Origin of the sequence: Roseibium hamelinense (assembly GCF_007830545.1) — a bacterium.
Lineage (GTDB): Bacteria > Pseudomonadota > Alphaproteobacteria > Rhizobiales > Stappiaceae > Roseibium > Roseibium hamelinense.
In genome coordinates this window covers 495,781-508,737 of the sequence record NZ_VLLF01000001.1, presented here as the reverse complement: position 1 = coordinate 508,737, position 12,957 = coordinate 495,781, and the positions used below count along the sequence as shown (strand labels likewise).

Genomic DNA, 12,957 nt, shown 5'->3' with positions numbered 1-12,957 from the left:
TCACACCCGCTCTGTCGATTTGGCGCCGAACAAGCCCTGTGGCATTGCAAACAGGACCGCAAGGATGACCACAAACGCGGCTGCGTCCTTGTATTGCGAACTGAGATAACCGGCGGTCATCGCTTCGATGACCCCAAGCAAGAGCCCGCCAACCAGGGCGCCCTTTGGGTTCCCCATCCCGCCGAGCATCGCTGCGGCAAAGCCTTTCAGCGCTAACCCGATCCCGACATCGTAGCTTGTCAGAGTGATCGGCGTGACGAGAACACCTGCAAGAGCGCCGATAGCCGCTGACAATCCGAACGACAGCGTCATCACCCACCCGGTATTGATGCCGACAAGCTGTGCGGCCAGACGATTATTCGCTGTTGCCAAGACCGCCTTGCCCGTCAGAGTTTTGGTGAAAAACAGGTAGAGACCAACAAAAACGGTCAGCGCTCCGCCGACGACCCACAGGCTTTGCGGCAAGAGCGTTGCCCCGAAGAACGGGATCGGCGCGTCCCCGGTGAAAGCCGGGAACCGATGGATCTGCTTGTCGAACACGATCTGGGTAACGCCGCGAATTAAGATCGACGCTCCGATCGTGATGATGATCAAAGACACGACCGGTGCACCGCGTGCCGGCTCGATCGCGAGCTTGTTGAGCGCAACCCCCACAAACACCGTAGTCAGTATCGCGACCGCCGCGGCCAGTGGCAGCGGAGCGCCGGCGCCATAGGCAAACACGGTGATCATGCCGCCGAGCATGACGAACTCGCCCTGCGCAAAGTTAACGACGTCCGAGGCGTTGTAGATGATGGTAAAGCCAAGCGCGACCAGCGCGTAGACAGCGCCGACGGTCAGGCCTGACAGAAGAAACTGCATGAGTTCCGGCATGCTTTAAGTGCTCCGGCAAAACGGGAGACAGGCCGGCGGGGACTTTCCCCGCCGTTTCATTTTCCATGAAAACAAGCCCGGCCGATCAGTCGACCAGGGTCCACCCGCCATTGTTGATTTCCAGCATCTTGAACGCTGAAAGATCCAGGCCAAGATGGTCGTCCGCCGAAAAGGTGTAGGTGCCGGTTGTTCCGACGAGGCCGCTGGTTTCCTCGATCGCATCCCGGATGGCTTCCGGGTCAGACGATCCGGCCTTTTCGATGGCGGCAACGAGAATACGGAAAGCATCGTGCGCATAACCGCCAAAGGTCGACACCGGCATCTCGTATTTCTGTTCGAAAGCGGTCTTGTACGCTCTAACTATTTCCGTCTGCGGGTCGTCGGCTGGCAAGATGTCGGCAACCAGAAGCGCGGTGCCCGGCAGGCGGACCCCTTCTGCCGCCTCGTTGCCCGCCAGATCGATAAAACCTTGCGATGCAACACCATGCGACTGGTAAAGCGGCAGATCAATTCCAAGCTGGCTGTAGTTTCGGGTGACAATCGCCGGCCCCTGGCCGAAACCTGGATTGAGGACGGCTTCAATGCCATCGGTGGCCTTGATGTTTGTGAGCTGCGGGGTCATGTCGGCGTCTTTCGGGCCGTAGCTTTCATCGGCAATCACATCGATCCCGTAATCGCTGGCCACTTCCAGGCACTGCTTGCGCATGGACGCTCCAAACCCGCCGGTTCCGGAAATCATGCCGATTTTTGAAATCCCGCGCTTTTGCATGTCTTCGAAGACCTTCTGGCATGCCATGCGGTCGGTATGCGGTGTCTTGAACGTGTAAGGCTCCACTGGATCAATGATCGAAATTGACCCAGCCAGAGAAATGAACGGGATGCCGGCCGCATCGACCTCCGGCATCAACGCAAGCGTTGTCCCGGTGGTCGATCCGCCGATGATGGCAACCACCTCATCATCCTCAATGAGCCGGACAGCGAATGTGCGCGCCTTGTTTGGATCGGCACCGTCGTCATATTGGATCAGCTCGATCATTTCGCCGTTGATCCCGCCTGCGGCGTTGACTTCTTCGACCAGCATTTCGAGTGTTTTTGCCTCGGGGTCGCCCAGAAACGAAGCGGGCCCGGTCATGGCAAGAGTGGACCCAATCTTGATATCGGCAAGCGCCGGGCCTGCCGGACCAGCTGCCATCAAAGCCGCCAATGCGGTGGATGCAAGTACCTTCATTTGTCTCCTCCCAACAGGCCGGCAACCGCCGGAACTGTCACACATGTTCTGTTTTCAATTGGAAGGGCTTTCAGGTTTGGCCTATCGGGTAGCGGTGCGTTACGCGGCCGCCGGACCGAAGTCTGCCTGTGTCGATTTTGCTCGACATTCCGCCCTCCCAGCGAAACCATAGTGTGGCTCTTGTCGTGAGCCATGATTTATTATTGACTGACCGTTCGGTCTATGCAACACAATTTTTACGAAAAATATCGCGGCCTCACGAAACAATCGGTCGCGAAGGGAGGACTGGAATGAGCGATACCGGTGCGGTGCTGACCCATCTTGAGGATGGCGTTCTCACCATTACCCTCAATCGTCCCGACAAACTGAATTCCTTCAACGAGGACATGCACCTCGGTTTCAGGCAGGCGCTGCAGCGCGCTCATGACGAGGCTGCCGTCCGGTGTGTTCTGCTGACCGGAGCCGGACGAGGTTTCAGCGCCGGTCAGGATCTGGGCGACCGCGACCCGCGAAAGGGTGGGCCGGCTCCGGATCTCGGCCACACGCTCGAAACATTTTACAATCCGACTCTGCGCCTGATCCGGGACCTTGCCAAACCGGTCGTTTGCGCGGTCAATGGCGTGGCCGCTGGAGCCGGTGCGAACATCGCCCTGTGCTGCGACATCGTGATCGCGGCGCGATCGGCAAAGTTCATTCAGGCCTTTTCAAAGATTGGATTGATTCCCGATGCTGGAGGCAGCTGGAACCTGACCCGCATTCTCGGAGAGCCGCGCGCCAAGGCGCTGGCCATGACTGCGGAACCGTTGCCGGCGGAAAAGGCGCGCGATTGGGGGCTGATTTGGGACGTCGTTGACGATCATCTGGTCGTGGAAGAAGCCTTCGTTCTGGCCAAGAGATTAGCTTCGGGCCCGACCCGGGGCCTCGGCCTCACCAAGCTTGCAATTCAGGCCGCCAGCGAAAATTCGTTCGACGATCAGCTCGATCTCGAGCGGGATTTTCAGCAAGAGGCTGGACGGACGGAGGACTACGCGGAAGGTGTGACTGCATTTCTCGAAAAGCGGTCCGCGGAATTTCAAGGCCGATGAGCGGCGCAGACCAAAACCAGGCCGTAAAACCCGTCTCGGAAATGAGCGGCCAGGAGCTTGCCGAAGCTTGCGCCAAGGCGATGTGGTCTACCGATCACGCCAGCCAGGCACTCGACATGACGCTCGATTATGTCACCCCGGGCGAGGCCCGCATCTCGATGACGCTCACCAAGACCATGGCAAACGGCCACGGCACCTGCCACGGCGGCTATATTTTCACACTCGCCGACAGCGCCTTTGCTTTTGCCTGCAACACCTACAACCAGATCACAGTCGCGCAGCATTGTTCCGTGACATATCTGGCGCCCGGAAAAATCGGCGACCGCCTAACAGCGACAGCCCGGGAAGTGGCGCGTCAGGGCCGGTCTGGCATCTATGACATCCGCGTCACCAATCAGAACGGCGAACATATCGCCGAGTTTCGCGGACATTCACGCACTACAAAAGGCACGCATCTGCCCGTTTGACGGGCAAGAAGACGTTTTGGGAGGAACGCCATGCTGGATCTGTCACCGCGCCCCGGAGATCTGGACCCGATTGAAACAGCGTCGCGCGATGAGATCGGCGGCCTGCAACTTGAGCGCATGCAATGGTCCCTGAATCATGCTTATAAAAATTCACCGTTCTACAAGAACCGGTTCGATGATCACGGCGTTCATCCGTCGGACCTTAAAACCTTGGCGGATCTGTCGAAATTCCCTTTCACTCACAAGCAAGATCTCCGCGACACCTATCCGTTCGGCATGTTTGCTGTGCCGCGCGAAAAACTGGCGCGCGTTCATGGCTCATCCGGCACAACCGGAAAACCGACCGTTGTCGGCTACACTTTAAAAGACATCGACATCTGGGCGGACCTTGTTGCGCGATCGATAAGGGCATCAGGCGGGCGCCCGGGAGACATGATCCACATCGCCTATGGCTATGGGTTGTTCACTGGCGGTCTCGGCGCGCATTACGGCGCCGAGCGGCTTGGCTGCACCGTGATCCCGGTGTCTGGTGGAATGACCGAACGCCAGGTGACCCTGATCAACGACTTCAAGCCGAAAATCATCATGGTCACACCATCCTACATGCTGTCGATCCTGGATGAATTCCGCCGTCAGGGTATTGACCCGCGAGAAAGCTCTCTCGCCGTCGGGATTTTCGGTGCAGAGCCATGGACCAACTCCATGCGCTCGGAAATCGAACAGGCCTTTGACATGCACGCGGTCGATATCTACGGCCTGTCCGAGGTGCTCGGCCCGGGTGTCGCCAATGAATGCGTTGAAACAAAGGACGGCCTGACGCTCTGGGAGGATCATTTTTATCCGGAGATCATCCATCCCGAAACCGGAGAGGTTTTGCCGGACGGCGAAATGGGCGAACTGGTGTTCACCACTTTGACCAAGGAAGGCTTGCCCATGGTGCGCTACCGCACCCGGGATCTGACCCGGTTGCTGCCGGGAACGGCCCGCTCGATGCGCCGGATTGAAAAAATCACCGGCCGCTCCGACGATATGATCATCCTGCGCGGGGTGAACGTGTTTCCGACCCAGATCGAGGAACAAATCCTGAAATGCGATGGATTGGCACCACATTTCCAAATCGAACTCAACCGGGATGGCCGGATGGACGGGATGATCGTTCATGTGGAGAGTACGGCGGCTGCAGCTGCGGACGGGCCCCGCCAGGCATCGGCTAAAGAACTCGGCCACCACATCAAAAGCGTTGTCGGCATATCGACGAAAATCAATGTCACCGAGCCGGGCGGCGTTGCCCGTTCAGAAGGAAAAGCAAAACGCGTGGTCGACAACCGGCCGAAAGCAGACTAATTGCGCATGAGCGCCCAATATTAATCAAATGATATTCCGTCTCGCGAAAGAGCAGTGCGAATGGCCCGAACACGCGCCGAAGACTTTGAAGACAAGCAGCGTAACATTCTGATCAGCGCTGCCGCGGTATTTGCAGAACAAGGCATGGAGAAAGCCTCCATGTCGGCTATTGCAAGTGAATCTGGTGTCTCCAAGTCTCTGCTTTATCACTATTACCCGAACAAGGACGCCTTGATCTTTGCGATCATCCGCAGCCATCTCGAAGAACTCGACATGGACATCGAGGCAGCTGATGTGACCGGCGCAGAGCCGGAAGTCCGGCTCAAAGGGCTTGTGCGCGCGGTGCTGGAAAACTACCGCGATGCCGACAACCAGCACAAAGTCCAGCTGAACGCCGGACCGATGCTGAGCGAAGAGCAAAAATCAGAAATTCACGCCCTTGAGCGCAAGATCGTGCGCCGGTTTTCCGCCATTCTCGACGAGATCAATCCGAACCTTCAAACCGGTGAAAAGCCGCTTTTAATGCCTGTAACCATGTCACTCTTCGGCATGATGAACTGGGTTTACATGTGGTTTCGGGAGGGAGGTCCTGTTACGCGTCAGGACTATGCGGACGTGGCCACGACACTGATCCTGGAGGGCGTCAAGGCGGTCAAGTCTTGAGACGCTCGCCGCCCCTCTCGCCCACCTGACACCGCCTGACACCGCCTGACACCGGGTCATGCGGCCGCCCGACGGCCGCGTCCCGTTTTTGAAAACCTGAACGGCAGCCTATTCTGCAGCCATGGCCAAAGGCCAGGTCTTCGCAACCATGGTCAAGACATCATATTGCGCAACGATTTCATCATCCTGATTGGTCACAACCGCATCCCAACGTACTTCGCCATAGTCCGCATTGATCCGTTCGTTGATCTCCTTGCAGGTTAGCTGAACCTTCAAGCTGTCTCCCGGGTTAACCGGCGTCAGAAAGCGGAGGTTATCAACGCCATAGTTGGCGAGCACAGGCCCTGGTGCCGGATCAACAAAAAGACCGGCCGCAAAGGACACAATCAGATAGCCATGGGCCACACGGCCTTCAAAAAATGGATTGGCCCGCGCCGACGCTTCGTCCATATGCGCGTAGAAGGTATCCCCGGTGAACTCGGCGAAATGCTCGATGTCTTTCAACGTTATTTCCCGCGCGTTGCTGATCAGCTGATCACCAATTTTGAGTTCGGCCAATGACTTGCGGAACGGATGGACACCGGCGTCCTGGCCCTGTGCACCCGAGATCCAGCGGCCGGTCACCGCAGATAGCAACTCAGGTGCGCCCTGTACGGCCGTGCGCTGCATGTAGTGCTTGACCCCGCGCATGCCGCCCAATTCCTCGCCGCCGCCTGCCCTGCCAGGCCCGCCATGAACCAAATTTGGCAGCGGCGACCCGTGACCGGTCGAGGTCTTTGCGCTGGTGCGGTTTCCGATCAGAACACGGCCGTGATACGGCGCCATTCCCAAGACGATCTCTTCGGCAACACGCCGGTCGTTGGTGAATAGGGAAGCAACCAGCGAGCCCTTGCCGCGCTGCGCCAGATCAACTGCATCCTCAAGCGTGTCATAGGACATGACCGTCGCAACAGGACCGAAGGCCTCGACATCGTGAACCGCCTGTGCCGATTTTGGATTGCTGCAGCTGAGCAGAACCGGATTGAGAAATGCGCCCTTTTCTGCATCGCCAAACCCCACATCGATCCGGTCCGGGTGCCCAGCGACAATCTCCGCGTCTTCACAAAGGTCCGAAATCCGCGCCAAAACCTCGTCACGCTGATCGAGCGAGGCCAGCGGTCCCATCCGGGTTTCCTCTCTGGCAGGATCGCCAAGCACCGTCTTGCCGAGCCGGCTGCGCAAAGCGTCGATCACAGCCTCATGAAAAGCCGAAGGCACGATAACCCGCCGAATAGCGGTACACTTCTGTCCGGCCTTCACCGTCATCTCACGGGCAACTTCCTTCACGAACAGGTCGAATTCCGGTGTGCCCGGGGCCGCATCCGTGCCCAGCACCGACGCGTTCAAACTGTCCGCTTCCATCGTAAACCGGACCGAGTTTTGAACGACCGTTTTGTGCTGTTTCAGCATCTGGCCGGTTGACGCGGATCCGGTGAAGGTCAGGATGTCCTGTTCGGTCAAATGATCGAGCAAGTCACCGGCAGAGCCCGCTAACAGTTGAAGTGCACCGTCGGGAAGGATCCCGGTTTCGAGAATGCGTCGCACCATGAGTTCGGTAAGGTAGGCGGTCTGGCTGGCCGGCTTCACAAGGCACGGCACGCCTGCAATCAGGCTCGGCGCAATCTTTTCCAGCATGCCCCAGCAGGGAAAATTATAGGCATTGATGTGTACCGCAACACCGTGCAAGGGAGACAGAATATGCTGCGCGGAAAAACTATTGTCCCGGGACAGTGGCTCCACATCGCCATCAGTCAGAACCCTTGTGTTGGGAAGCTCGCGCCGGGCCTTTGAGGAATAGGCGAACAGGGTTCCGATCCCACCTTCAATATCGATCCAGCTATCTTTGCGGGTGGCGCCGGTCGCAAAGCTTTCCTGATAGAACTCTTCCTTGAGGTCCATCAGAGCCTGGGCCAGGGCTTTCAACATCAATGCCCGCTCGTGAAACGAATGCTTGCGCAGGTTGGCGCCTCCGACCTGCCGCCCCCACTCAAGTGCTGTGGCAAGATCAAGACCGCTTGCATCAATGAAGGCAACCGGGTCGCCCGTCGATGCATTGAGCAGCGCCTTGCCGTCCTTTGCGCCGCGTTGCCAAACTCCGCTCAGGTAGCTCTCAAGGTGCCGGGGCGCTGAAACATGCGTGTTCATTGGGGTCGTTCCCTTCTTGTATCCTGAGGCACGTTAGGTGATGCCGATTTTCTGCAGTTCCGCGCCCGCCTGCTGTTTCCAGACACCGGCAAGATCTTCGTTGGGCATGTGGCGCAGACCGAATTTCTTCTGGATGTCAAATCGTTTGGAGGCCGCCAGTCCGAAGGTGGCTTCCACCCGTGGCATCCAATAGGCAGCCGATGCCCGGATCTTTTCCGGCTCTCCAGACTGTGTGGCGAGCAACTCCAGGCCCTCGATGCCAAGTTCGGTGTGACGTTTTTCGCGCGGGGCGATGTCGCGGAAAATTTCCGCGAGCGGTGCGAACGAGATGCGGCACAACTCATCCAGCTGGACACCTGTGGCAAGACCCATCAGGACGTTGAAAACAACCGCATCGGTCCAGCCCTCCAAAGGGTAATGGAACACCGACAGGCGCATATCGCCGCCGCGCCGGACCTGTCCGAGGTCTGCATGCCGGTCAAGACGGGCGCTCCAGGGCTGGTGGACAGCGTAGCGCGCGGTGTCGGCGCCGAATTCGCCCATGATCTCCAGGACCCGTTCAGCATGATCGGCTTTTTCGAGAACGATCCGTGCAGCGGCGATCCGCGATTTGATGCCCGGCGCTTCGTTGATCACATCCGCAAATCCGGCAGACCCTGCCAATTCACTGTCCACGAACGAGGCCATCAGCCGCATCAACTCACCCCGGTACCGCGGCGGCGCGTTCAGCGGGGTCGACAGCTTGCCGCCTGCCGCAAGATAGTCTTCCAGCTCCATCGTCTCCGACATGATTGTCCTCCCCGTTGCCGGTGTGCCCGGCCTGTTATTCGTCGTAGGTCACGACCACTTTGTCCGTGAGCGGATAACACTGGCAGCTCAACACGTATCCCTGCCGGACCTCGTAGTCTTCAAGGGCATGATTGACTTGCATGTCGACCTCACCCTCGAGCACTTTCGCCCGGCACGTTGAGCAAACACCGGCTTTGCAGGCGTATGGCGCGTCCAGATTGTTGTCGAGCGCGGCCTCCAGCAGGCTCTGGCCCTGTTTTGGCATGTTAAAACTGCGCGTTGCGCCATCCAGCGTCACGGTGGCTTCGGTGGCGGCGCCTGCCTCGACTGCGTGGCGGCTGACCGCCTTTTGCTTCGCGCGCCCCGGCTGACCGGATGCAAACAGCTCGAACTTGATCTGGCTATCGTCTAGGCCGTGTGCGCGCAGGCTCGCAGCGATCGTCAGCATCATCGGCTCGGGCCCGCAGATGAACGCCGTATCGACGGAGGCCGGGTCGATCCAGGTCTTGAACAGACCTTTCATTTTCGCCTCATCGATCCGGCCGGTGAAAAGGTCGATCTCCTGAGCCTCGGTTTCCAGCACATGCAGCACGGAAAAGCGGCCAAGATAGAGGTTTTTCAGATCCTCCAGTTCTTCGCGGAACATGATCGAGGTGATCTGCCGGTTCGCATAGATCAATGTGAACCGGGACCCGGGCTCGCGGGCCAGAACGGTCTTGATGATCGACAAGAGCGGTGTGATTCCGGAGCCGCCGGCAAAACCCAGATAGTGGCGCTCCGCAGCGGGATCGAGCGGTGTGTGGAACTTGCCCATGGGCGGCATGGCTTCGATCACCGCACCGCGTTTCAGGTCCTCATTGGCCCAGGTGGAAAATGCGCCGCCATCCACCCGCTTGATGCCGACCTTCAGCACCCCTTCGTCTTTACCGGCACAAATCGAATAGGATCGGCGCAGCTCCTCGCCGTCAAAATGCTTGCGAAATGTCAGATATTGGCCCTGCACGAAGTCGAAAGCCTGCCGGTCTTCCTCTCGCGGGCGTAAAGTCACGACGACCGCATCGCGGGTTTCCTTTTGCACATCCGTGACTTCCAAGGGATGGAAACGCGCCATCTCAACTCCTCCGCATCTGTTCGCTCGCCGCTAGATGCACTTGAAATAATCAAACGGTTCCAGGCAGTCCTTGCAGCGATAGGACGCCTTGCATGGGGTGGATCCGAACTGGCTGACACGCTCGGTGTTTGCCGAAGCGCAGCGCGGGCACTCGATCACCAGATTTCCGCCCGGTGTCCCGTTTGCGAGACGGTTTGCCAGGCCCACCGCCCGACCGTCCGCGGCTGTGCCGTCCACGGGCGGCGCGATGCCGTAGGCTTTAAGTTTTTCGCGCCCTTCCCGGCTGATCCAGTCCGTCGTCCAGGCCGGTGACAATTGCCGCTCCAAACGCAAATTCCAGACACCATGTCCGCGCAAGGCGGCCTCGATTTCGAAATTGATCACACTGGTTGCCGGGCATCCGGAGTAGGTCGGTGTCACCGTGATGACCAGGGTGTCGTCCTCCCAGGCAACATTCCGGATGATGCCCAAGTCGGTCAGTGAAATGACCGGTATTTCGGGATCGGGCACTTCACCAAGCCAGGACCAGACTGTTTCGATGGACGGCTGCATGACCTCACCAAGTCGCCCCTGGATAAGCGCGCTGCAAAAACTGCATGTCCGCCAGGATGTACCCCAAATGCTCGGTATGAATGCCGCGCTTGCCGCCCTTGTGAGAGAAACTGCTTTCCGGCGCAGTCAGGGTGGCGGCTTGCAGCACCTCGCCAACGGTATTCGACCAGCTGCCTTGCAGTGTTTCTGCCGCGGGTGCGATCCCGGCTTTTGCCACCTGTTCATCAGCCTCATCGCCAACAAACAATTCGCCGGTGTAAGACCAGTGATCATCCAGCGCAGCCTGCAGCCGCCGGTGGCTCTCCTGTGATCCATCGCCGAGCCGGATGACAAGATCGGCTGAGCGTTCCAGATGGTAGGCGACTTCCTTTTGCGCCTTTTCAGCGATGTCCGCCACCCGGCCGTCGGTCGATTGCCGAAGCGCCTTCAACATATCGAGGTGCCAGGCATCGAACAGAAACTGGCGCATCAAAGTCTGGCCGAAGTCACCGTTTGGCCGCTCGACCAGCAAGACATTTCGGAACGCGCTTGCATCACGCAGGTAAGCCAGATTGTCCGCTGAACGCCCTTTGCCTTCCACTTCCCCGGCCAATCCGAGCCAGAGCTGGGTTTGGCCAATCAGGTCCAGAGCCGTATTGGCAAGAGCGATATCCTCTTCCAGCACGGGGGCATGGCCACACCATTCCGATACCCGGTGTCCGAGGATCAGGGTGTTGTCGCCCATCCGCAGCAGCCATTCAAACAGGGCCGCATTCAAGGTCATTTCAGGAGTTTCAGGCATCACATATGCCCCACATCATCAGGAATGTCGAAGAAAGTCGGGTGGCGATAGACCTTTGAGTTTGACGGCTCGAACAGGGGACCCTTTTCGGAGGGCGCCGACGCCGCAATGTTTTTCGACTCCACCACCCAGATCGATACGCCCTCGTTCCGGCGGGTGTAGACGTCGCGCGCATTCTTGATCGCCATTTCGGCATCAGGCGCATGCAGACTGCCAACATGACGGTGGTTGAGACCGTGCTGGCCCCGGATGAACACTTCCCATAGTGGCCATTCCTTAGACATTTCATCCTCCCTCGGGCGCACGAGCCCTCTAGATTTGGCGCGGCTCTACGGGCCGGTTGCAGGCCGCCTGACGCGAGTAGGCCGCCTCGGGCAAATGGTCCCAACCGAAAGCGTGGTCGCTCGAGCCATGTTGGTTGAGATAAGCGAGGCGCGCCATCGCCTCTGCAATGGCTGGACGATGGCCAGGCTCGACCCACCACATGACGAAGCGCGCACCCTGCAGCCCGCCGAACCATTCATCCCCGCGCTCATAAATCCGTTTGTGCACAGTCTTGAAAACAAAGTGCTCCAGGTCGGTCACGGTTTCCCATACCGACAGATTGCTGATTACCATCGGATCATTCAGAACGGTGGCGCCAGTGGCGTTTCCACTGCCATCTTCGTAGCGCCAGACAAAGCCGGGCGAGCGTTCAGCGGCCGCGTTGACACGATTGAGATTGTTGACGAAATCGGCAACACGCGGATCCATTAGGTCATATTTCAATCGAGAAATGTTCAACTCGGCGAGATGATGACCGTTCATGGCCGTTACTCCGCGGCCTGACGAGCGGCAGCGCGTTTTTCGGCATGCGCCATCAACCCGTCGCGAAACCACGCGCCGTCTTCCCAGGCTTTCACCCGGGCACCAAGCCGCTCCTTGTTGCAAGGACCGTTGCCCTTCAGGACTTCGAAAAACTCGCTCCAGTCCGGCTCGGCAAAGTCATAGCCGCCCTTTTCCTCATTCCAGTTCAACGTGTCGTCGGGGATGCTAAGACCAAGATACTCGGCTTGCGGCACGGTTTGATCGACGAATTTCTGCCGCAGTTCGTCATTCGTGTTGATCTTGATTTTCCAGGCCATCGACTGAGCGGAATGGACCGACTCCTTGTCCGACGGCCCGAACATCATAAGCGAGGGATACCAGAACCGGTTCAGCGCATCCTGCGCCATCGCCTTTTGCTCCGACGTCCCCTGGGCCATCTTCATCATGATGTCGTAGCCCTGGCGCTGGTGAAAACTCTCTTCCTTGCAGATCCGGATCATGGCCCGGCTGTAGGGACCGAATGAGGTGCGCTGAAGAGGCACCTGGTTCATAATCGCAGCGCCATCAACCAGCCAGCCCACGGCCCCTATATCGGCCCAGGTCAGGGTTGGGTAGTTGAAGATGGAGGAGTATTTCATCTGGCCCGAATGGAGCTTCTCCATCAGCTCATCGCGGCTGACACCGAGCGTCTCGGCCGCGCAGTAAAGATAAAGACCGTGGCCAGCCTCGTCCTGAACCTTGGCCAGGAGAATTGCCGTGCGTTCAAGCGTCGGAGCCCGCGTTATCCAGTTTCCCTCAGGAAGCTGGCCGACAATCTCAGAGTGGGCATGCTGACCGATCTGGCGGATCAGCGTCTTGCGATAGCCCTCGGGCATCCATTCTTTCGGTTCGATCTTTTCACCGCGGTCAATGCGGTCCTGAAAGGCACGTTCTTGCGGCGACATCTCTTCGCGCGACTTCATGCCATCCGATTTTACCAATTGCGCATACATGATCCGTCCTCCTGTCGGGTGCCCGGCAGCCCCCTTCTTGTGGCGTCAGAGCCTACCGCCGAACTGACGCGCACCCAATTC

The 12,957-nt window shown here is 58.6% G+C and carries 14 protein-coding genes; 4 read left to right on the top strand and 10 right to left on the bottom strand.

Annotated features, from left to right (window positions below):
• Both JM93_RS02425 and JM93_RS02420 read right to left on the bottom strand, forming a co-directional pair.
• A complete protein-coding gene (locus JM93_RS02425) occupies positions 1-873 on the bottom strand; it encodes a branched-chain amino acid ABC transporter permease (protein WP_145340461.1) in 873 nt (290 codons plus the stop codon).
• Between the two features lie 85 nt (positions 874-958).
• Positions 959-2,101 (bottom strand): ABC transporter substrate-binding protein, encoded by a 1,143-nt coding sequence (locus JM93_RS02420; RefSeq protein WP_145340460.1) that lies wholly within the window; start codon positions 2,099-2,101, stop codon positions 959-961.
• Positions 2,102-2,391: 290 nt separating this feature from the next.
• Between JM93_RS02420 and paaG the strand changes: the two genes are divergently transcribed.
• Genes paaG through JM93_RS02400 form a run of 4 tightly spaced genes read left to right on the top strand, consistent with a single transcriptional unit; the run spans position 2,392 to position 5,660 of the window.
• Positions 2,392-3,186, top strand: coding sequence for a 2-(1,2-epoxy-1,2-dihydrophenyl)acetyl-CoA isomerase PaaG (paaG, locus tag JM93_RS02415; RefSeq protein WP_145340459.1), 795 nt, complete (start codon positions 2,392-2,394; stop codon positions 3,184-3,186).
• Positions 3,183-3,653: a hydroxyphenylacetyl-CoA thioesterase PaaI gene (gene paaI / locus JM93_RS02410; protein ID WP_208994881.1), complete on the top strand. Its 471-nt coding sequence runs from the start codon at positions 3,183-3,185 to the stop codon at positions 3,651-3,653. The genes paaG and paaI overlap by 4 nt, the downstream gene beginning before the upstream one ends.
• 30 nt (positions 3,654-3,683) lie before the next feature.
• On the top strand, positions 3,684-4,997 hold the full coding sequence (paaK, locus tag JM93_RS02405; protein WP_145340458.1) for a phenylacetate--CoA ligase PaaK: 1,314 nt from the start codon (positions 3,684-3,686) through the stop codon (positions 4,995-4,997).
• Between the two features lie 60 nt (positions 4,998-5,057).
• Complete coding sequence (locus tag JM93_RS02400; RefSeq protein ID WP_145340457.1) at positions 5,058-5,660, top strand: TetR/AcrR family transcriptional regulator; 603 nt, start codon at positions 5,058-5,060, stop codon at positions 5,658-5,660.
• Positions 5,661-5,768: 108 nt separating this feature from the next.
• Here the strand turns inward: JM93_RS02400 and paaZ are convergent, their stop codons facing one another.
• From paaZ to paaA, 8 genes are read right to left on the bottom strand one after another with little or no spacing between them, the layout of a single operon-like run.
• On the bottom strand, positions 5,769-7,844 hold the full coding sequence (gene paaZ, locus JM93_RS02395) for a phenylacetic acid degradation bifunctional protein PaaZ (protein WP_145340456.1): 2,076 nt from the start codon (positions 7,842-7,844) through the stop codon (positions 5,769-5,771).
• 33 nt (positions 7,845-7,877) lie between these two features.
• A complete protein-coding gene (locus JM93_RS02390; protein WP_145340455.1) occupies positions 7,878-8,633 on the bottom strand; it encodes a Phenylacetic acid catabolic protein in 756 nt (251 codons plus the stop codon).
• A gap of 34 nt (positions 8,634-8,667) precedes the next feature.
• Positions 8,668-9,744, bottom strand: coding sequence for a 1,2-phenylacetyl-CoA epoxidase subunit PaaE (gene paaE, locus JM93_RS02385; protein WP_145340454.1), 1,077 nt, complete (start codon positions 9,742-9,744; stop codon positions 8,668-8,670).
• Positions 9,745-9,774: 30 nt separating this feature from the next.
• On the bottom strand, positions 9,775-10,296 hold the full coding sequence (gene paaD, locus JM93_RS02380; protein ID WP_145340453.1) for a 1,2-phenylacetyl-CoA epoxidase subunit PaaD: 522 nt from the start codon (positions 10,294-10,296) through the stop codon (positions 9,775-9,777).
• 4 nt (positions 10,297-10,300) lie between these two features.
• Positions 10,301-11,077: a 1,2-phenylacetyl-CoA epoxidase subunit PaaC gene (paaC, locus tag JM93_RS02375; RefSeq protein ID WP_145340452.1), complete on the bottom strand. Its 777-nt coding sequence runs from the start codon at positions 11,075-11,077 to the stop codon at positions 10,301-10,303.
• Entirely contained in the window at positions 11,077-11,361 is a 285-nt protein-coding gene (paaB, locus tag JM93_RS02370) for a 1,2-phenylacetyl-CoA epoxidase subunit PaaB (RefSeq protein ID WP_145340451.1), read from the bottom strand. The genes paaC and paaB overlap by 1 nt, the downstream gene beginning before the upstream one ends.
• Before the next feature lie 28 nt (positions 11,362-11,389).
• On the bottom strand, positions 11,390-11,884 hold the full coding sequence (locus tag JM93_RS02365) for a DUF3291 domain-containing protein (protein WP_145340450.1): 495 nt from the start codon (positions 11,882-11,884) through the stop codon (positions 11,390-11,392).
• 5 nt (positions 11,885-11,889) lie between these two features.
• On the bottom strand, positions 11,890-12,876 hold the full coding sequence (paaA, locus tag JM93_RS02360; protein WP_145340449.1) for a 1,2-phenylacetyl-CoA epoxidase subunit PaaA: 987 nt from the start codon (positions 12,874-12,876) through the stop codon (positions 11,890-11,892).
• Positions 12,877-12,957 lie beyond the last annotated feature (81 nt).